18 protein-coding genes are annotated in these 21,091 nt (G+C 42.7%); 8 read left to right on the top strand and 10 right to left on the bottom strand.

Going from position 1 to position 21,091, the window contains the following annotated elements; translation table 11 throughout:
• The first annotated feature begins 69 nt into the window (after window positions 1-69).
• Window positions 70-252 carry a DDE transposase family protein gene (locus CDC37_RS16750; RefSeq protein ID WP_096623352.1) on the top strand — a complete coding sequence of 61 codons (183 nt, stop codon included), beginning with the start codon at window positions 70-72 and terminating at the stop codon, window positions 250-252.
• Between the two features lie 6 nt (window positions 253-258).
• Here CDC37_RS16750 and ctpC read toward each other — a convergent pair whose 3' ends face one another.
• Both ctpC and ispG read right to left on the bottom strand, forming a co-directional pair.
• Entirely contained in the window at window positions 259-1,548 is a 1,290-nt protein-coding gene (gene ctpC / locus CDC37_RS16745) for a carboxyl-terminal processing protease CtpC (RefSeq protein ID WP_096623350.1), read from the bottom strand.
• A 288-nt stretch (window positions 1,549-1,836) separates the two neighbouring features.
• Complete coding sequence (ispG, locus tag CDC37_RS16740) at window positions 1,837-3,063, bottom strand: (E)-4-hydroxy-3-methylbut-2-enyl-diphosphate synthase (RefSeq protein ID WP_096623348.1); 1,227 nt, start codon at window positions 3,061-3,063, stop codon at window positions 1,837-1,839.
• A 241-nt stretch (window positions 3,064-3,304) separates the two neighbouring features.
• Between ispG and CDC37_RS16735 the strand changes: the two genes are divergently transcribed.
• Window positions 3,305-4,297, top strand: a complete 993-nt coding sequence (locus CDC37_RS16735) for a phosphotransferase (RefSeq protein WP_096623346.1) — start codon at window positions 3,305-3,307, stop codon at window positions 4,295-4,297.
• A 291-nt stretch (window positions 4,298-4,588) separates the two neighbouring features.
• Here CDC37_RS16735 and CDC37_RS16730 read toward each other — a convergent pair whose 3' ends face one another.
• The 3 genes from CDC37_RS16730 to clpS all read right to left on the bottom strand — a co-directional run bounded on the left by CDC37_RS16730 (window position 4,589) and on the right by clpS (window position 6,413).
• Window positions 4,589-5,071, bottom strand: coding sequence for a DUF4433 domain-containing protein (locus CDC37_RS16730; protein WP_157780770.1), 483 nt, complete (start codon window positions 5,069-5,071; stop codon window positions 4,589-4,591).
• A gap of 129 nt (window positions 5,072-5,200) precedes the next feature.
• Window positions 5,201-6,037, bottom strand: coding sequence for a CPBP family intramembrane glutamic endopeptidase (locus CDC37_RS16725; protein ID WP_096623342.1), 837 nt, complete (start codon window positions 6,035-6,037; stop codon window positions 5,201-5,203).
• Window positions 6,038-6,131: 94 nt separating this feature from the next.
• Window positions 6,132-6,413, bottom strand: a complete 282-nt coding sequence (clpS, locus tag CDC37_RS16720) for an ATP-dependent Clp protease adapter ClpS (protein WP_096623340.1) — start codon at window positions 6,411-6,413, stop codon at window positions 6,132-6,134.
• A gap of 217 nt (window positions 6,414-6,630) precedes the next feature.
• Here clpS and CDC37_RS16715 point away from each other — a divergent pair, with 217 nt between their 5' ends.
• Window positions 6,631-6,984, top strand: a complete 354-nt coding sequence (locus tag CDC37_RS16715) for a hypothetical protein (protein WP_096623338.1) — start codon at window positions 6,631-6,633, stop codon at window positions 6,982-6,984.
• 124 nt (window positions 6,985-7,108) lie between these two features.
• On the opposite strand, the gene CDC37_RS16710 is transcribed toward CDC37_RS16715, so the two are convergent.
• Window positions 7,109-7,303, bottom strand: a complete 195-nt coding sequence (locus CDC37_RS16710) for a hypothetical protein (protein WP_096623336.1) — start codon at window positions 7,301-7,303, stop codon at window positions 7,109-7,111.
• Between the two features lie 540 nt (window positions 7,304-7,843).
• Here CDC37_RS16710 and CDC37_RS16705 point away from each other — a divergent pair.
• From CDC37_RS16705 to CDC37_RS16690, 4 genes are all read left to right on the top strand, one after another.
• Window positions 7,844-8,149 (top strand): STAS domain-containing protein, encoded by a 306-nt coding sequence (locus tag CDC37_RS16705; protein ID WP_096623334.1) that lies wholly within the window; start codon window positions 7,844-7,846, stop codon window positions 8,147-8,149.
• A gap of 375 nt (window positions 8,150-8,524) precedes the next feature.
• Window positions 8,525-11,170 (top strand): TIGR03960 family B12-binding radical SAM protein, encoded by a 2,646-nt coding sequence (locus CDC37_RS16700; protein ID WP_096623332.1) that lies wholly within the window; start codon window positions 8,525-8,527, stop codon window positions 11,168-11,170.
• Window positions 11,171-12,845: 1,675 nt separating this feature from the next.
• On the top strand, window positions 12,846-14,921 hold the full coding sequence (locus tag CDC37_RS16695; protein WP_096623330.1) for an Rne/Rng family ribonuclease: 2,076 nt from the start codon (window positions 12,846-12,848) through the stop codon (window positions 14,919-14,921).
• 106 nt (window positions 14,922-15,027) lie between these two features.
• Window positions 15,028-15,708 carry a ribonuclease HII gene (locus CDC37_RS16690; protein ID WP_096623328.1) on the top strand — a complete coding sequence of 227 codons (681 nt, stop codon included), beginning with the start codon at window positions 15,028-15,030 and terminating at the stop codon, window positions 15,706-15,708.
• Here CDC37_RS16690 and CDC37_RS16685 read toward each other — a convergent pair.
• Window positions 15,705-16,304 carry a DUF1997 domain-containing protein gene (locus tag CDC37_RS16685; protein WP_096623324.1) on the bottom strand — a complete coding sequence of 200 codons (600 nt, stop codon included), beginning with the start codon at window positions 16,302-16,304 and terminating at the stop codon, window positions 15,705-15,707. The two genes, CDC37_RS16690 and CDC37_RS16685, sit on opposite strands and share 4 nt — an antisense overlap.
• A gap of 804 nt (window positions 16,305-17,108) precedes the next feature.
• Here CDC37_RS16685 and pheA point away from each other — a divergent pair.
• On the top strand, window positions 17,109-17,990 hold the full coding sequence (pheA, locus tag CDC37_RS16680; protein WP_096623322.1) for a prephenate dehydratase: 882 nt from the start codon (window positions 17,109-17,111) through the stop codon (window positions 17,988-17,990).
• A 159-nt stretch (window positions 17,991-18,149) separates the two neighbouring features.
• On the opposite strand, the gene CDC37_RS16675 is transcribed toward pheA, so the two are convergent.
• From CDC37_RS16675 to tuf, 3 genes are all read right to left on the bottom strand, one after another.
• On the bottom strand, window positions 18,150-18,800 hold the full coding sequence (locus tag CDC37_RS16675; protein WP_096623320.1) for an LON peptidase substrate-binding domain-containing protein: 651 nt from the start codon (window positions 18,798-18,800) through the stop codon (window positions 18,150-18,152).
• 510 nt (window positions 18,801-19,310) lie between these two features.
• Complete coding sequence (gene rpsJ / locus CDC37_RS16665; protein WP_008232935.1) at window positions 19,311-19,628, bottom strand: 30S ribosomal protein S10; 318 nt, start codon at window positions 19,626-19,628, stop codon at window positions 19,311-19,313.
• Window positions 19,629-19,838: 210 nt separating this feature from the next.
• On the bottom strand, window positions 19,839-21,068 hold the full coding sequence (tuf, locus tag CDC37_RS16660) for an elongation factor Tu (protein WP_096623316.1): 1,230 nt from the start codon (window positions 21,066-21,068) through the stop codon (window positions 19,839-19,841).
• Window positions 21,069-21,091: the final 23 nt, after the last annotated feature.

Genomic DNA, 21,091 nt, shown 5'->3' with positions numbered 1-21,091 from the left:
TTTTTAGCCTCACAAAAAGACTTTTTCCCCAGACCCGACGTAAAAAAATAATCCAAAATCCAAAATCCCTTGACTGAACAAACCTACTACATCATCAAACGTCCTAACCAGACATGCGAAATAGTCCCCAGTCAGCAGCTGACCGAGGAGGATTTACAAACCATCGAAAAATGGGGGCCATTTGCCAATCAAAATGAAGTGATCGCCCGTCGAGTCGGGTTAATTAGGGCTGGAAAATGCCAACCCCAATAACCTCGCTTATTTAGCAGTTTCAGCTCGTCGCGACCCTTGAGCAGCAATCTCTTGACCTAAAACCTCAATTGCTTTCGCAAACTGAATATCCTCCATCGTACCCAACTTATCACGATTGCGTAGCCATAAATCCTGACGTTGCTCATCCGTCAAATTCACAACCACATCCGGGTCAATCCCATGTTTATTAATATCCCGACCATTAGGAGTGAAGTATTTCGCAATCGTTACAGCCACACCTGAACCATCACTCAACGGACGCACCGACTGCACCAATCCCTTACCAAAAGTTTGCATCCCAACTATCTTAGCCCGTTTATTATCCTGTAAGGCTCCAGAGACAATTTCGCTCGCACTCGCCGAACCCTTATCAACCAATACCACCAAAGGTTTATCCGTTAAAGCTCGACCATTAGCGACTTCCCGTTCCTGTTCCCCCCGACGGTCCTTAGTCGAAACAATCGTTCCACTTTGCAACCACATCCGAGCAATATCTACACTCGCATACAACAGACCTCCGGGATTACCCCGTAAATCCAGCACATATCCCGCCACATTCTTGGCTTCTAAAGCCTTGATTGCGTCTCGCATTTCCTTCGAGGCATTGGCACTAAACTGGTTCAAACGTATGTAACCGATATTACCTACTGGTGTTTGTCGCTGGGAGAACTTAACCGGGTGTATTTCAATTTTTGCCCGTTCGATTGTATAGGGAATTTGCTTACCACCCCTTTCAATCACCAAATTGACCTTTGTTCCAGGTTCCCCGCGAATCAAGGAAACAGCTTGGTTGGTGTCCATTCCCTCAGTACTTTTACCGTCGATTTTGATAATAATATCTCTGGCGGTAATTCCAGCTTTAAAAGCGGGTGTATCCTCAATCGGAGAAATAACCGTTAATTTTTTCGTCTTCTCATCCAAACCAATTTGGATACCAATACCAGTTAATTCCCCAGAGGTATCCACCTGCATATTCTTGAACTCTTCCGGGTCCATAAACCGGGTGTAGGGGTCTTCCATCTTTCCGACCATTTCCCGGATTGACTTATATGCCTCTTCCCTACTACTGTAGGACTTGCTTAAGTACTCCCTGCGAACAGCCAACCAATCAACTTGGTTAAAAGTTTCATCCACGTATTGGCGATAAATAATCTGCCAAACTTCGTCAACCAATTCTTTGGGGCTTTCTTTAAATAATGCTTGTCCTTGTGAGTGGATACCAAGGCTAGTCACAGCAACTGTCGTTAAAGTAACAGCCGTAGCGCCCAAAACAAGTCCTCTTGTTGTAATTACCATAAGAACAACTGCGCCAGAGGGGAAAAAATAAAAGTCAATATGCTCAATCTAACACACGTAATCGGGTGAAGGGTAAGCCTATTTTGTATTTCCTATAATTTTCACCTAAATCCGGCCAGATAGGTGGTCAAAGATACAATCTTTACAAATCTTGTTTTGTTGATCGGGTGAGTAGGGATTAGGGAGTAGGGAACAGTCATCAGAACTATTTAGACATTCCTGTATTCTGTCTCCTGTCTCCCTTCTATATCCCAATCCAAAATCCCAAATCTAAAATTCAAAATCCCCTCACGGTTCGACCCAACGACCGTCGGCTTTGATCAAATTGATTAATTCTTCGACTCCTTTGTCTTCCGGGACTTTTTTGATTTCCTCCCGTCCGCGATAAAGGGAAATATAACCAGGGGTTTTACCCACATAGCCATAGTCCGCATCAGCCATTTCCCCAGGACCGTTGACAATACAACCCATCACCGCGATATCTAAACCTGTGAGGTGTTTGGTTGCTTCCCGAACCTTGTGTAAAACCTCTTCCAGATTAAATAATGTTCTACCACAGGAAGGACAAGCAACGTATTCCACCATTGTTTTGCGTAATCCCAAAGCCTGTAAAATACTATAGCAAACGGGAATTTCCTTTTCTGGTGGTTCTGTCAAGGAAACACGAATCGTATCACCAATCCCATCCGCGAGCAAGGTCGCAATTCCCGCAGTGGATTTAATCCGTCCATATTCCCCGTCACCAGCTTCGGTGACACCTAAATGTAACGGGTAGTCCATCCCCAATTCATCCATCCGTGCTGCCATCAAGCGATATGCAGCAATCATTACCGGGACACGGGAAGCCTTCATGGAAATGACGATATTGTGAAAATCCAAGGATTCACAAATCCGAATAAATTCTAAAGCCGATTCCACCATCCCTTCCGGGGTATCTCCGTAGGTAAATAACATCCGTTCTGCGAGGGAACCATGATTTACCCCGATTCGCAAAGCTTTATTTTGGTCGCGCAGGGAAATTACCAGGGGTTCCAAAGTTTCCCGGATTTTCTCCCCTATTTCTATGAATTCTGCTTGAGTATATTCGGTGCGGTTGGCATTTGGCTTTTCAAATACGTATAAACCGGGGTTGATCCTCACCTTTTCGATATGCTTAGATACCTCAATGGCGATTTTCATCCCATTATGGTGAACATCAGCCACCAACGGTACATCCATGTAGGTTGACTTCAATTTTTGTTTAATTTCCGCCAACGCTTTTGCATGTGCCATACTGGGAACCGTGACACGGACGATTTCGCAACCAATTTCGTGCAAACGCCGAATTGCAGCCACAGAACCATCAATATCGAGGGTATCTTCGTTAATCATCGACTGCACAACTACCGGATGACCACCGCCAATGGTGACATTTCCCACCTGTACAGGACGGGTTTTGCGACGTTTGATGGTGGTGTCAAACGCAGGTAGTTGGGATGCGGTATTTGAGTTTGTAAGCGTAGGCAGAGTTTGCATAACCTATACGGGTAATATCTGTAGCGAAAATATCAAATTTTTCAACATTCTGCTTCCTAGGTTGCCATAGATGGGGTACTTTTAGGTGACGTTTTTGCAGAAAATAACGATAACACTGCAAAAAGTTGATTGGATTTGGTTAAAAGCTGGATAATTTAGAGCGATTGATTGAGATTTGTTATTTTCACCATTACTTTTGTTGTGTGCAGGAAGTGGGAAGTAGGGGGTTCGGGGAGAGTGCATGTCCCAAGGTCAATTTACTGTCGTTCATTCGATTCTTGATGGTGCTGATTTTATCCGTAAGGTCTGTGTTCACTATCCCATCGGCCAGGTGACTGAGTGCAAATTATACAAAACAGGACTCCATGATACGTATTTAATCATTACAGATACTAATCAGTATATTTTGCGGGTTTATCGTCATCATTGGCAAAACCAAAAAGCAATTAATTTTGAGTTAAAAGTTTTAGATTTTTTGCGTCAACATCAACAACCAATTGCCTATCCTCTTACCCGTCATGATGGTAAATTGATGACTGAAGTTTTGGCTCCGGAGGGGAAAAGATACGTAGTTTTATTTGTGTATCCCCAGGGTAAAGTGATCAAGCGGAAATTAGATGTTGTTCAAAGTTATCTTTTAGGGCGTAGTTTAGCGAATATACATAATTATTTAGATAATTTTTCCCATAGTTATCAACAAGTTACTGGGGTCAGAAAATTAAATACTAGATATTTATTGGATTGGTCCATCAAGGGTATTAGTAATGTATATCCCCACCTTCCTGAGCAAATTAAATTTTTAAAAACCACCAATTTAACTTTAAAAAGACAAATTCAACAGTTAAATTTACCTGCGATCGCACCTGAATTTGGTCTCTGTATGGGGGATGTTCATACTGGCAATGTTCTCTTTAACAATTATAATCAAGTGACTTGGTTGGATTTTGAGCAATGTGGTTATGGTTGGCGAATCTTTGATATTGCCAAGTTTCTACAAACCTCGATAGAAATGAAGATTGATTTTGAGGTGAGAAACTGTTTTGTGGATGGTTATCAAGATGTTAGGGAGTTAGGTGATGGGGAATTAGCTGCAATTCCCGTGTTTGTGAAAGTAGCCCATATTTGGATGATGGGAATAGCCACCCATATGGTAGGTAATGTGAAGGGATACGCTGATTTTGATGATGATTGGTTAGATACTAAGTTAGCAACGTTGGAGCAGTGGAGTTTATAGTACGGCAGATTTCAGTTGTATAATGGACTTTATTTCAATTTTCCAAGCTTGATGAAAATGGGTGTATCCCAGCTTTTATCCCTTGGTGACAGAATAATCTGAATCATTGTATTAATTGTATTAAAAGTCTAACCTTCAGCAATTGATAGACTCATTCTGAGTGATAGATTTTGCGATTATTACTTTACAACCCTGCGGTCGATCCGCTACGCGTCTATGCAATGACAAAATATGTTTTTACATATTTGGAATGCTCCCGATAATTTTTTTGACGAATGTATCCTTCTTAAATTATGCTGTAAATACTTCATAATGATTAGTCACGAAAATTGAATGGATGAATTCTGGAGCGATTTTTTCCGGTAAAAAACACTCGGACATGATTTTCCGTTTTGAACCATCAAGCTCATTCCACCAATCATTTTGAATAATGTGCCATTGCTGTTTGAGAACTTCTAAACCTTCTTGCACAGGGTAAATTTTTATCGATTCATTCGCTGCGTTACCGTCAGTAATAAATCCCCCTGTTAAATTCAAGACACCTGGTTTTATCCCTATTACAGCAATATCTTTTTTGTCCAGATTTTTTTCACTCATAACCCGATACATCATGGGGTTGCGAGGTTGAAAATATAAGTTTGCATAATCCCACAAACTACTTTTCTCTGGTGTAGATTTATCTTTTCTACGATTAATTACTCCAGAATCATAAATTGCTGTATAGGAAATCCCCAATTCCTCTACTTTTCGATGGGATAGAATTACTTGATTCAAGATTGCAATATTGATGGTAAATTATTAACATGGGTTATATAGTAGAGACTTCTAATATTTTTGAGGTTTGTCATAGCTATATCTAAACCAAAGCAGGAGGGTAGGGTTTATTTTTGATGGTTCTGATGCTTAATTTCTTGTCTTCGCGATCGCTTGCTGACGTATTACTATAAATAGTACAAGCAAAAACCCTAAACCCATCACTCCTGCTAGGGGATTATCATTAACCCCTGTCACCCAAACGGGAACTGTACGGGTATATTTAATCAGTTGACCAACATTCAGGACATACCATCCCCAAATCAATCCTGCATGAATACCAATCGGTAAACCTAAACGTCCGCGACACAGGTTTTTCCCCCAAGCACATAGTAATGCCAGTAAAAGTAAACCAAAAAACTGGGGGGATGTACGAATAATTTCCGGGAGCGGTTTGAGGAAATGAGCGATCGCAAAAATTAAGGATGTCGCCCAAATCGTCACCGACCGACTGTAATCCCTTCTCAGTTCATCATACATCCAACCGCGAAAAAATAGTTCTTCTGCCAATGCTGTCCCCATTGCCGTCGGAATTGCTTCCAGAATCCAACGGCTAATAGGTGCTGTCGATGGTTGCCATTCCAACCATCCTAATCCAGCTTGGACTAAAAATAATAATTGAATACTAATTAAGCCAATTGCTAAACCATTGCTGAACTCAAGCAAATTCCTGCGACTAAACTCCAACCCATAATGGGTAAAAGCTTGATGCTGCTGGTGAATAGCTTGACTCCAAGCGGGTAGTAAAAGCAAAAATGCGATCGCCAGCAACCCCATTGTCAAAATGGTGACTAAATTCGCATCATCGGGAATCAGTAAGTATATGGGAATCGCAATCGGTAGCCATAAAAAGGCTAAACACAAAACAAATCCAAGTATCCGCAAAGGAACGGGTAGGTGGGCAATGGAAATTCCGTAAATACGCATATAAAACTATCACCAGACATCTGCTGATAGACGTATTTTCCTACGTCTCGTTTCGTCTTGACGAATAATCAAGGATACCTGGTAAAAAATTAACCTATTCATCTGGCTCAATTGTACTCGTCAAACCCTTATTTTTGAGGGTTTCACAATAAAATTCTGCATGTTCTTGAGCGCAGGTAATTACAAGGGCAATTCCATTGGTATGGGCCTCCATCATAATATCTACGGCTTGGGGCTGGGTCAAGCTCGGTACCGTAGTTAGTAAAACCTGTACTACGTACTCCATCGGATTAAAGTCGTCATTATGGAGCAAAACGCGATACCGAGGTGCAATTTTTCTAACTGTAGAAGGCTTGGCTATGGTTTCGACTGACACGGCTTTTGCTGTAATTTTGATATCATGACTACAATGGTAACGTTAGCTGTTTAATCAAACTTAAACACTAACTCAATAATTTTATAACATTATGGAAAATCCAGGTGCGAACCAATTCTGTTGGCGATCGCTAACCATCTTCTCAACCCAGTAATTCCCACGCAAGCTTACCACGTTACTATTTATTACTATTTAGCTTGAGGAAATATTTATCCCTATGGCTAAAAATACTCATTTTTCCGTTGGACAAATCCTGTACCTGCAAAATCACCACGTCCGCTTGTATTGCCAACTCATCGAACATGTTGTTTCCCGTCGTCTATTTTGGGTACGTCCCCTATTCCTGGTGGAAACTGCAATTGAATCAGAATCCCTAATTACCGATTTGCAAGACGCGTCTGATTTGCTGTGGCCAAGCGAATTCTTTCAACCAGCTTTGGATACAGAAGTAATTAATTACCTGACCCAACTAGGAGAGAAGTCCACAAAACCTTCGGCAACCTCCACTATACCTACCAATCAGATTCTCAACCGCTTTATCCAAGATTTTTGGTCAATCCAACGCTCTTAATCTGTTTTTATTTCCCTGCATAAAAACGCAAGCCTGTAATTATCTTGTTTCTTTTAATACTTGCCTTTACCTGAAGACTTTAGTATTTAACGATACATATGCCATTTATAGAACAGCTTGATTTTCAAAGACTAGAAACCAATTGGATTCTACCCGCATCCATTTCCGCCATCAGTAATTCTAGTGCTTCGTAATCTACGTCAGAGATGTAACCCCTTTCCGTTAGCTCCCAGTTAATCTCATTTTCAATTTCTGGTGTGAGTTTCTTGATATTTAACGCTTTCTCTACTAATTGACGAATCACATACTTGTTTTGCATAGGGAGTAATCCAATCAGCTCCAAATGTAATTATCTCTGTTGTGGCTGAGTATAAAACGTGATTTAAAACCATAGCAGGCTGTGATCTAAATCACAGTACTAAATGTATAAATAAACACATTTATATTCTTTTTCTGGATACCTTACACTCGTACACCATTAGCTTTTTCACGGGGTAAGTTTACTGATCCGAGTAATTCTCATAATCTGTACAAATGTTGATTGTGTATGAGCAGAAACGAGTAGTTGGACAAAATTAACTTTACTCGTTCAAACAAGGAAGAGAGAATCAGGAACACAAAAAGCAAGATATGCAATTAATTTTGTCTGAGTACTTATGTTTATCAAGAAATTTTCCGTAAAATGTATCAATTTGTACAGTTTTTTAGGAGATTATGACAATCTTTAAATAGAGGTTGGAAAGGAATAAAGATTCAGCAAAGAAATGTCAGACAAATGGTCGATGTGGAGAGAAAAAGTTTATGGTCAAATGAAGCTCATCTATCTTTAAAGCTGAATAGATTTAATAGGATTTTAACTATGCAAGCAACACTTTCCAATCCCAAGTATCAGGTAATTTGTCCCCAGGGAAATATAAATGCTGCCAATGCTTTAGAGTTTGAGCGAAGCCTAATCACTGCCATGCAACAAAATAATGCACAAGGGTTGCTTGTTAACTTAGAAGCAGTTGAATCGATCGATAGTGCTGGATTAATGGCTTTGGTTTCGGCTTTAAAACTATCCCAATCCCAGGGACGGGATTTTTGTTTGTGTTCAGTTTCGCCAGCATTACGAATTATTTTTGAATTAACCCAATTGGATCGGGTGTTTGAAATTAGGGACTAAAAATAGGATTTTCTCCATAGGGGCAGGTTTTTCCCGCGTTACCTAACAAGTCAGGAGGGGTAGAGAGTATTTGATGGGTAAGAAAAGGCAGGTAGTAGCGCTTTAGCACCTTGATTGCAAAGCTCTTTCGACGCTAAAGCCACTACTACAAACCCCTCAAAACCTATGGGAGAGACTACTAGTAGGAATAAAAATATTCCCAAGCAATCCGGATTTTGAATTATTTAGGCGCGAATATATTTATGATATGAGGTAAAAGCATTGAGTTTCCTGTTCTGTAGCAATTGATCATAGATATGTTCTCAACCAGGAATCAGTGTTAAGGTTGGAGTTAAAATGACTATAATCTTTGGAGTTGCTTAAAAATATAGCGAAGTGGCTGTTGCAGTCGATCGATTAATTACATCACAAATCAACAAACCCGCCCGATATTTAGGTAATGAGTTGGGTGCAGTCCATAAGCCTTGGGATGCGGCGCGCGTGCGCTGGGTGTTGACCTATCCGGAAATTTATGAAGTTGGGGCATCAAACCTGGGGCATATAATACTGTACAATATTATTAATGCCCAGCCTCGACAACTTTGCGATCGCGCGTACCTACCAGCACCGGATTTAGCTGCGAAATTGCGGGAAACCCAAACACCTCTATTTGCAGTGGAATCGCGACGGGCACTGGTGGATTTTGATATTTTAGGCTTTAGTTTGAGTTATGAGTTGGGGGCGACTAACATTCTGGAAATGTTGGATTTGGCAGGTATCCCCTTTACTTGGTCAGAAAGGGATACAGGCAACTATCCACTGATTTTTGCCGGGGGACAAACCGCCACCTCCAATCCCGAACCCTATGCCGACTTTTTTGATTTTGTGGCCTTAGGTGACGGTGAAGAATTATTACCGGAAATCGGCCTTGTCGTGGAAGAAGGTCACGCCGCCGGATTAAGTCGAGAAGAATTACTATTAGATTTAGCCCAAGTTCCCGGTGTTTACGTACCCCGCTTCTACGACCTGGCTGAAAATGGTTCTGTACGTCCTGTACGGAGCGATGTCCCCGCCAAAATTATCCGCCGTACTGCTACCCCCATCCCTGCCTACTCCATCGGTTTAGTTCCCTTTGTACAAACAGTTCATGACCGTTTGACCATAGAAATTCGCCGTGGTTGTACCCGAGGCTGTCGTTTCTGTCAACCGGGAATGTTAACCCGTCCAGCACGGGATGTGGAACCAGATCAGGTAATCGAGGCAATTACCAAGGGAATGCGCGAAACCGGTCATAACGAGTTTTCCTTGCTATCCCTATCCTGTTCCGATTACTTGGCCCTACCAGCCGTCGGCATGGAAATCCGAAACCGATTGCGGGAGGAAAATATTTCCCTATCACTCCCCAGTCAACGGGTAGACCGATTTGACGAAAATATTGCCAATATCCTGGGTGGGAACCGACAAGGTGGTCTCACTTTTGCCCCCGAAGCTGGTACTCAGCGAATGCGGGATATTGTCAATAAGGGTTTGACAAATGCTGAACTGTTACAAGGCATCAAAACTGCTTGGGAACAGGGTTGGGATAAAATCAAACTCTATTTTATGATTGGATTGCCAGGGGAAACCGATGCCGACGTTTTAGGTATCGCCGAGACTGTTGCTTGGTTACAAAGGGAGTGTCGGGGACAGAAACGCAAACCCCTGAGTTTTAACTTGACCATTTCTAACTTTACTCCTAAACCCCATACCCCCTTCCAGTGGCATTCCGTCGCCACCAGTGAATTTATCCGCAAGCAAGAATTATTACGGGAAGCCTTTCGGAAAATACGCAACGTAAAGGTGAATTTTACCGACGTGCGCATTTCGGCGATGGAAGACTTTATCGGTCGTGGCGATCGCCGATTGAGTCGGGTTCTCCGTCGAGCTTGGGAATTGGGTGCAGGAATGGACGCTTGGTTTGATAACGCCGAACGAGCCTATGTTGCCTGGGGAGAGGCAATTAAGGAAGCCGGGCTAGACTGGAAATATCGTCAGGTGGAAAACGGTCAGGGTTGGGTTTTAGAATCCCAGTCGCAGGAGACAACCGCATTGGATGCACCCTTACCCTGGGACCACATCGACAGTGGTATCAGCAAAAAATGGCTACAGGCAGACTTACAAAAAGCACTTGCTGCTGCTGTAGTCCCTGATTGTTCCTTTGCCAGTTGTTCCCATTGTGGTGTCTGCGGTACGGATTTTGGCCATAACGTGGTGATTGAACCCCCTGCCATCCCGGAATTCGCCGGCGAATTTATTCCCAAAACGACCAAAAAGCAGCGTCTACGGGTTGCCTTTGGGAAATTGGGGGAAATGGCACTGGTGAGTCATTTAGATTTACTGCGATTATTTGAGCGGGCAATTCGGCGTAGTCAACTACCCGTCGCTTTTACAGGTGGGTATCATCCGATGCCTCGGATTATGGTTGCCAACGCCCTGTCCTTGGGTGCAACAAGTAGCGGTGAATTGGTCGAATTTGAACTAGTAGAGGCAATCTCACCAGCAGAATTCCAGCAGCGTTTAGCCGCAGTTCTTCCCCCAGATATTCCCATTTATCAAGTGGAAGAGATAGAATTGGGAACGCCTGCCCTGACCCAACTCCTGAATGCTGCGGCATATCAATTACAGGTGAGCGCAAGTCAAGAGGCAACCCTGAGCCAATGGCAAAGCTGGATAGAGGAAATCTTGGCAAGGAAGGAAATTCTCTCAGAACATCGGACAAAATCGGGGAAAACACAAACAGTCAACTTGCGCGATCGCCTAACTGCACTAGCAATTGATTCTTTAGAGCAATCCCTTGATGGTGCTGTTGCCAACCTCCGTTATATTGGTAGTTGTCGTAATGATGGCAATTTACTCCGTCCAGAACAAGTGTTGCTGATGTTAGAACAAATTGCTGGCATTGAGTTCGATTTACGGCATGTCCACCGTAGCCGTCTAATTTTGGATCTGGAAACACCAATAAATATTGAGAGAGATGAAAGATCACATGAAGAAAAGAATTGATTTTTAACACAGTTGCGCTAGAATGGAATAATAGGAAAGTATTTTGGCGCTGCATAAGTAGATTGATTCTCGTTCCGTTATCAGGTAGAAAGCCTCAGAATTTTCAACTTAAATTTCTCGCATAATTCCCTGTTGCCGGATGTTCGAGATAGTTTTATCAGCTAGGGCTTTGTTTTAACTACGTCGAAGCGTGAATCAGTCAACCTGCAAGCTCCACAAACTTCTCTAACCATTGATTGAGATGACTGGATTCAGTCCTCACACAAAGTTGATGTATATTTGGAAAGCTGAAAATACCTGGCCATTTGGTTGCTCCAAATTTTCGCCAACTGTGCATCGCACAGACAAATCGGCAAATCCAAAGGTAAAACTGACATGCTTTGCAGTCAAGCTGAGTTTAGGAACTGTAAGTTAAATTCTACCCAAATATGAACAAACTTGCGGAAATGTATACGTAATAGCATAATCAGTAATCAGAACATATGTGTCTCCTTACAGGGACGCAACGTGAACAGATTTGGCGGTAGAAGCTCTTTACCGTTCTAGCCTATGGAGTAAACAAACCCGATAGTAGCTATACTGTCGCCATGCTGGATCAGGAAATAAACGTCAAAACTAATCATGTCTAGCTTTAGACCCTTACTTGGCTAGTTTTGAGTGATTTTTAAAGAGCAGCAACAGCAATGTATATTCAATTTTGTGCCACTAGTACCAGACGACGCAAATAAAGCTAATAACTTGAAATAGCTGAAAAGTCGAGAAGATAGGCAATATTACTTTTACTTATGCCTTGGTGTACTAGTTCAATGTCGAGTTCAGACACAAAGTGGCAAGATAGTCATGGAGCTAACCGATTGTTAGATTCCAATGATCATAGCTACCTGTCAACACAGATTCCCAACACTGGAGAGAACGCCGGGTAAGTAGTAGTGCAAAATTAATTTGACATTCCGCAACGCTGAAATCTTTGTGTTGGCGAAGCCTGTCCAAAGGAAATAAGCTTCGTTCCGAGTCCTGGGGACACACTACGTGTTTACGCAGTATAGCGAAGCTAAGGCTGCGGACAATATATATTTAATTTTGCATCAGCACTTACACCTATATGTACCAAAAGGCGCAAATGGGAATCAGTGATGCGATCTGCAAATGTGCAGCCTTGCAGCAAAAGTTATATGCAACTTAGCTATTTCAATCATCGATATTCCCCTATGATTGAATCTATCTCTAGTCAGGCAATCATCTGCATATCGCTGTAATCATCAATAGCCAATTCCCAGTATTCCAGTAAGGAAACTATGCTAGGTGATTACATTAACTACTCCCTACTCCCTGACCCCACCCAGTATTTTGGGCTGGTCGAGTGCCTAGGGAAATGGAACTGAGTCAAGATTTTGTTTGAATTTAAGATATGACCACGGGAAAAGTAGACGGACGGGTAATTTAATCGCTGAAAACCGGGAGCAACCCTTCTGGAATATTTTCAATCATTATGTTATGTAAGCGCGATACGCCAAGCGTAAAGCAGGATTGCTAATCGCAGTGTGACAAGATTTTGGGTTTAAGTAAGAATTTACACATTTTATCCAGAGCAGCGCGGAGTTAAGCGTATCGGAGCCAGATTTGGGTATCCATAATCTCCAGAACCGTTTGTGCTGCCAGTTTTTGAGGAAATTGAATGCCAAAACAAATTATTATTGCCGAACAGCATCAAATCGCTGCGGTTTTTTCCGAAGACCAGATTCAAGAATTAGTTGTTGCCACCGGACACCATCAAATTGGTGATATTTACCTCGGAGTGGTCGAGAATGTTTTACCGGGGATAGATGCGGCTTTTGTCAACATCGGCGACCCGGAACGAAATGGATTCATCCATGTAACAGATTTAGGACCTTTGAGGCTAAAACGTTCAGCTGCGGCCATTACCGAATTGTTGACACCGCAACAAAAGGTATTAGTCCAGGTGATGAAGGAGCCGACGGGGACTAAAGGGCCAAGATTAACTGGAAACGTCACCCTTCCAGGTCGATACGTTGTGTTAATGCCCTATGGACGGGGGGTAAATCTATCCCGTCGTATCCGGAATGAAAACGAGCGTAATCGCTTGCGCGCCTTAGCTATCCTAATTAAGCCCGCAGGAATGGGATTATTGGTGCGGACGGAAGCCGAAGGTAAACCAGAAGAGGCGATTATTGAGGATTTAGAGAACCTGCAACGTCAGTGGGAATCAATCCAGGAACAAGCCCAATCTAGTCGCGCACCTGCCTTGCTGAATCGGGACGATGATTTTATTCAACGGGTGCTGCGGGATATGTACGGTGCGGACGTGAATCGAATAGTGGTCGATTCCAGCACTGGTTTAAAACGGGTCAAACAATACCTGCAAAATTGGAGCGGTGGACAAACACCCCAGGGACTGCTGATCGATCATCACCGCGATCGCACAGCTATTTTGGAATATTTCCGGGTAAATGCGGCAATTAAGGAAGCACTGAAACCCCGTGTTGATTTGCCTTCCGGGGGTTACATAATTATCCAGCCCACCGAAGCACTAACAGTGATAGATGTCAACTCCGGTTCCTTTACCCGTTCAGCCACAGCGCGAGAAACGGTTTTGTGGACGAATTGCGAAGCCGCGACAGAAATTGCTCGTCAATTGCGTTTGCGGAATATTGCTGGGGTGATAGTCGTCGATTTTATCGACATGGAATCCCGTCGTGACCAACTGCACGTTTTAGAACACTTTAATAAGGCTTTGCGAGCAGATAAAGCCCGTCCCCAAATAGCCCAGTTAACGGAACTTGGTTTAGTGGAATTAACCCGGAAACGCCAAGGTCAAAATATCTACGAACTATTTGGTCAAACCTGTACCACCTGCGGAGGGTTAGGTCATGTAGTCCGCTTACCAGGGGAAACGGAAGCGCGGATTGCCGTCACCCCGATGGAAATACCGGAGCGATTTGTACCGATGCCATCCCGCTCGATGCCTAGTCTACGTCAAAACGACAACCGCGACAGCTATGAAATGGCCAATGAAGGTTTTGATAGCGATGTTGATTATGGCTCCTTGAATTTAATCCACCATCCTAGTTACCAGGAATTAGGAGATAATTCCAAACGTCGGGTTCGTCGTCGTCAACGTCCTAACGGTGGTAATGGCAAAGAAGAGACCCGTATTATTCCTGGTACGGCTGCTTTTGTCTCCGAACCAGACCTGGATTTAGAGACAGATAACGACCTGGAAAGAATGCCAGAATTGCCTACTCCTAACATTGGCAAAGTCGGTTGGGGAGAGCGTGCAGAGCTGATTAAACCCAAGTTAGATCCAGTTAAACCCATCGTCGAACCACCGGAAATTGTCACGGTGGAAATGTCACCCCTCGAACAGGAAGTTTATGCCTATGCGGGGGTTTCTCCAGCTTTGCATACGAACCGTGAGTTGAAAAATCCCAAATCGGTGATTTACAATATCGTCTCACCAGGAGAAAGCAAGGGTGATAAAGCCAATATCCCAAGCGAAATTCCCTTACCCATACCCCGTTCGGTTCCCACTCGGAAAGTGGAAATCAAAGATGAACCGGAAGATTTACCTTCCCCTCCTCCAGTAGCTGAGGAGGAAGTGGTCAAAGTTCCTGAGCCAATATTGAGGGGTGAGGAACCTGAAGAAGAAGAAGGAATGGCCACACCTGCTCCAACTCCTCGCAATCGCCGTACCCGTAAGCGTTCTTCTGCTGCTCGTGTGGAGCAAGAATGAGGTCGCTCGCATCATTTGATTGTCAAACCTGGAATTGGGGATAATTCCCCAATTCAATTATCCTCTATAGTCTTGCTTGTAAATAGGGAGTGGTAAAAACACTTTCATGGGTTATGGCGTAAAAGTACATGTAGGCGATTCCGAAAAAAAAGTTGTCCAGGAGTGGCTAGAATTTAGTCAGTATGTCCATACTAGGGAGGCGATCGCTGGTGTAGATGAAGTTGGTCGGGGGGCATTATTTGGACCAGTGGTTGCCGCCGCAGTTATTTTACCAGCGATCGCATATCCCGATTTGATGGCAGAGGGAATTCAAGATAGCAAAAAACTTTCCCCCCGTCGTCGTCAGAGTTTAGCCGCACAAATCCGTCGAGTTGCGATCGCTTGCCAAGTGGGGGTGATTTCCAATAGGTTAATTGATCGGATTAATATTTTACAGGCATCTTTGGTGGCAATGAAACGGGCTGTGGAAAAGCTAGAAGTCAAGCCTAGTCTGGTGTTGGTGGATGGAAACCAATTAATTCCCAACCTATCCATCCCTCAACAAACAATTATTAAAGGAGATAGTTGTTCTCTGGCGATCGCCGCAGCGAGTATTATTGCTAAAGTATATCGGGACGCAATTATCCTCCGTTTAGCTGTAAAATATCCAATGTACGATTTAGCACGTAACAAAGGTTATGGTAGTGCCAAGCATTTAGCAGCCCTACAGGAATACGGTGCATCAATTTTACACCGTAAATCCTTCAGCCCATGTCAGGGATATCAGCAGCTGGATTTGTTCAATTAATTTTCGATCATCCCCATATCTGTACTTTTCAGTCCATCCCCCAAAATTAAACTTGGTGTTGTCGAAACTTGAGAACGCACCCATTGTCGATAGTCTGCAATTAATTGATGTCGTAATCGCTGCTGAATTGTCAACAAAATACTTTTAAGCAAACTATGACCTGTTGCTTCCAAAATTGGACGAGGAGTTAAGGCAAATAAAGGCGGTAAATCAACGTGAACTTCTAAATTTGCCATCCCCCTCAGTCGGGTTTGTTGATGTAGTTCCTCTGGTGCTAAATATCCTTGCAAGTGCAGGGCAAATCTTTGATTAAAAGCTTCTATACCCAGAATTTCACACCCAGTAGATTCAATCCGAACCACACCTGAATTTTCCACCCAAACCCGCATATCCACAATCGGTTGAATTTTTAGCGAAATAAAATTTAATGCCCGCATTTTATAACGAAATACATCGCTTGATATTTGCTGGACACGACTCATATCCGCTAGAGCATTAATTAATCGGTATGGTTGACGTAAGTAATGTTGAATCGAAATTGACTCGTCGGGAACAGTTATTTCTACCGACTGATTTGCTGTGAATCTGGTAGTCATGCCTATATTATTATCCCTTTTAGCCCCATTATAATATTTGTGAATTATGAAAATATCTATCAATGTGCGAGAATTTGCTGATTCCGAAGATTGAGTTCATTTGACTGCTCTTTTGGAACCGAGTGATTCAGCTAGTAAATATGCACAACAGTAGATTTATACTTTATTGCTTCTTGAATAACTCTTGAGTAAAAAATTATTTTTTCCTTTGTTCTCTGACGACGATATAAGTATTTCTACAGCAAAATACTATTAATAGCTAGTCAATCGTAACTATAGTTAATGATTATTGCTAAATAAGTTACTTATATGTATGTCATGATAGTTATTACCCAAGGCTAAAGTTACGCGTCGCCATTAAAGACGAATTTTCAATTTGCAGTGTGTGATCTGGTAAATTTTGAGTAGGAATTTATCCTTGGTTACAAAATAAATACTGGGTACTGTATCAGCCCTATGATTATCTCAGTATTTTTACTTGTGTAATAAGTTTTACTTTTAAGTTATCCAGCATTTCTCATGGATAATACCAATTTGAAAAAAAGAATGCGATAGATGGAAACACAAAACTTCAATATCAATAACAAGGAGTTCCCAATCTCAAAACCAAGATGGTATAAGTTATGAACATTGAGTGACAACTTAAGCTTAATGTTCTCTCCCTTGAAGGTAAGTAGTGAGTGGTCTAGAGCGATAGTAAATTGACCGGAGTGAAAACACTACTTTCATTTCTAGTGAAAGTCGTAGATTATACTCCCTACCCCCTACTCGCTGTTTTTTAGGAATTTGTGAGATATCTAAATTATGAGCCTTTCAATTGCACATTTAGGTCCACCGGGAAACTACTCAGAGCAGGCCACATTAATCTATACCAATAGTCTAAGGGGAACTCTGGGGGAAACAGCAACTTTATGTCCCTACCCCAGTATTGCCCAGTCTTTAAAAGCTGTGAATGAAAAGCAAACCCAATTAGCTGTCGTACCAGCTGAAAATTCCATTGAAGGCAGTGTAACAATGACAATGGATACGATGTGGCAGCTAGATGGACTCAATATTTGTCAAGCCTTGGTGATGCCGATTGTGCATATGCTAATTTCCTGTGCATCCAATCTAGACAAAATTCAAACAGTTTATTCCCATCCTCAAGCTTTAGCCCAATGCCAAAAATGGTTAGAAACCCACCTTCCTAATGCCCAATTGATTCCCACCAACTCAAACAGCACAGCCTTACAATACTTACCCACCGAAGTCGATGCTGCGGCTATTTGTTCTCAACGAGCAGCAGAGTTATACAATTTACCGATATTGGCATCGGCAATTAATGATACACCAGATAACTGCACTCGCTTTTGGGTGATTAGTCAAACTGACCACCCCATTAATCAGCAATTATCGTCCTTGACTCCAACCCATACTTCCCTTGCCTTTAGTTTTCCAGCCAACGTTCCCGGTGCGTTGGTTAAGCCGTTACAAATCTTTGCCGAAATGGGAATTAACTTGAGTCGAATTGAATCGCGACCCACTAAGCGATCGCTGGGTGAATATGTTTTTTTTATTGATCTAGAAGCTGATGCGAATCAACCCCAGGTGCAAACTGCTATCTCCCAACTTCGCTCCCTAGTGGAAAAGCTGAAGCTATTCGGTAGTTATGATGTCATAAAAATCACAGCAGATTCAGTGATTTGATCGATTGATGGTTAAGTGGAATAAAATATCTTTGCACACTAAATATATTTCCCTTGGGTTTTGACTGTTGACAGTTTGTATCCAAAAATATGAATCACTAACTGTGGAAAGTATACTGTCACCTTCCCCTTGGTTCCTGGGTGGAAAGAAAGTTAACTTTTAACGATAACTTTCAAAGGTATCTTTTAACACCGTTCGAGCTGCCAAATGACTGCGAGTAGAAGTTAAAATCTCCGCTTCTCGATTTAACCTGGCCGCAGTATCTTGTAATTCCAATAAAGCCTGTTGTTCGGAAGCGACCCCGTAGAGATTGCTTGCTACCCAATAGGATAACTCAACTGGTAAATTCGGTATATCTTCAGGCAATTCGATATTTTGCTCCGTTAACTTACCCGACAGACGCACCACATCCTTAAGTAACTGTTCCACCTCCTGAGCTAGGGGACGTAGGTCTTCATGGGTAGGTTCATCTTCAATCCATTCAACTAAACCAACTCGGTAGGGTTTTTCCCGTACATATTCCAGAACCCGAAAACGCTGTTGACCCAAGGTTAAAATTTTCATGCGGTCATCACGGAGGCGTTGGTAGTGAATCACCTCCGCACAACAGCCCACATTAGCGATGGTACCCTTTGCTGGATCGACCATTAAAACCCCAAATCGGCGATCGCTATTCAAGATTGTATTCATCATGATGCGATAGCGAAACTCGAAAATATGTAGAGGTAGAGGTCGAGTTGGAAACAAAACTACGTCTGGTAGGGGGAACAGAGGTAGTTCGCGCACTGCAATTTTAGGAGATGATGTCATTGTCACCGTTGTCTGTGTTGAGAGTTTTAATATTTAATATTTATAAACCAAAATAATTTTTAAAACCTGATACTCTAAGTTGGATTTGGGATTTGGGATTGGGAAACCCTTGTTAGGTCAAGGTTTCATGTTTCCATTTTTTGCATTCTGTTTGCAAATTGGAATGACTCTCGCCCGTAGAATTATTTATATTCTATCATTTTTCAGTGGTAATAAAATCAAAAGCCCAGGATCTATCGATCAAGGGCTAGTTGAAATGGGGTGTGAAACTATGAAAAATAGTCAAACTATTGTATTGTGAGCATTTGAGGTTATTTTGACGGAAAAAGTGCCCACTCAATGGGTATATCAGGCTTGAAAACCTTGTATTTGTAATTTTTTGGGTCTTGTGAAAAGTAGAATAGATGGGTTAAAACTATTCCCTGTAGAAACGACCCGACGAGTCGTCTCTACCGAATCCCTGTTCCCTACCCCCGCTACAAAACTGTTACAGCAGACCCGATTGAAAATTTAGAGTTTAACTTCAATATCCACACCAGAAGGTAAATCTAACTTCATCAGTGCGTCAATTGTTTTTGAGGAAGGTTGATAAATATCAATAATTCGACGGTGAGTACGAGTTTCAAAATGCTCACGGGAATCCTTATCAACGTGGGGCGATCGCAATACGCAATAAATCCGCCGTTTTGTCGGTAAAGGAATTGGACCAATTGCTGTGGCGTTAGTACGATTTGCGGTATCAACAATCTTTTCACACGAAGTATCTAACAAACGACGGTCAAAAGCTTGAAGACGAATTCTAATTTTTTGCTGTTGTAGCGTTGCCATCTGAAGTTTTCCTGGTTCTTTCCGTTATAACTGGGCATCAAAGTTCGAGATTAAGAATTATCACTCTATTTGCGGCAAATATCTGGCAAACGCGGCTAATTCTAAGTCTCGAATTTTAACTAAAATTTACTGAGATTTGCCGAGAAAGAAGCAGAGATGTACTTTCCATCTCTGCCCTATAGTGGATTGATCGGAAATAGTTGTCTCCAGCTATTTCACAATTTTAGAAACCACACCAGCACCAATCGTCCGACCACCTTCACGAATCGCGAAGCGCATCCCCTGTTCGATTGCCACTGGACTAATTAGTTCCACTGTCACTTTAATCCGGTCTCCAGGCATTACCATTTCTGCCGCACTGCCGTCATCGGCGGTAAATGCTTTAATCGTACCAGTTACATCGGTGGTACGTACATAGAATTGGGGACGATAACCAGCGAAGAAAGGTGTTTTCCGACCACCTTCTTTCTCTGTTAACACGTAAACCTCACCTTCAAATTGGGTGTGGGGGGTAATCGAACCGGGTTTAGCCAGTACCATACCACGCTCAATATCGGTTTTCTGGATACCACGCAACAGTAATCCCGCGTTATCTCCAGCCATCCCTTCCTCAAGACTCTTCTTGAACATCTCAATTCCGGTCACGGTCGTGGAGCGGGTATCGCGAAGACCGACAATCTCGACCACGTCACCAATTTTCACTTTTCCACGCTCAATCCGTCCGGTAGCTACAGTACCACGACCAGTAATCGAGAATACGTCCTCAACCGCCATCAAGAACGGCTTATCCACGTCACGTTCGGGTGTGGGAATATAGGAATCAACCGCATCCATCAATTCATAGATTTTATCTACCCACTTATTTTCACCCCGTTTGGTTTTGGGATTAGCAATCATCGTTTCTAATGCTTGTAAACCCGAACCTCTGACGATGGGAATTTCGTCCCCAGGGAAGTCATAGCTAGACAAAAGTTCCCGAACCTCTAATTCAACTAGTTCGAGCAATTCTTCGTCGTCTACCATGTCTTCTTTGTTCAAAAAGACAACCAAGTTCGGTACACCAACCTGACGGGCTAACAAAATATGTTCCCGAGTTTGTGGCATCGGACCGTCCGCAGCCGAGCAAACCAAAATCGCTCCATCCATCTGCGCAGCACCAGTAATCATGTTTTTTACGTAGTCTGCGTGTCCTGGACAATCTACGTGAGCATAGTGACGGCTCTCGGTTTCGTACTCAACGTGGGCGGTATTGATGGTAATACCCCGCGCTCTTTCCTCCGGTGCGTTGTCGATTTCATCATACTTTTTCGCAGCCGCTTGACCTAAAGCCGATAGGGTCATGGTGATGGCTGCTGTCAGTGTGGTTTTACCGTGGTCAACGTGACCGATGGTACCAATGTTAACGTGGGGTTTAGTACGTTCAAACTTTGCGCGTGCCATTAATACTTGCTTCCTTTATCTAG

Source organism: Calothrix sp. NIES-3974 (assembly GCF_002368395.1).
Lineage (GTDB): Bacteria > Cyanobacteriota > Cyanobacteriia > Cyanobacteriales > Nostocaceae > NIES-3974.
Note: the sequence above shows the minus strand (reverse complement) of the source record. Positions and strands in the feature narration are given on the sequence as shown.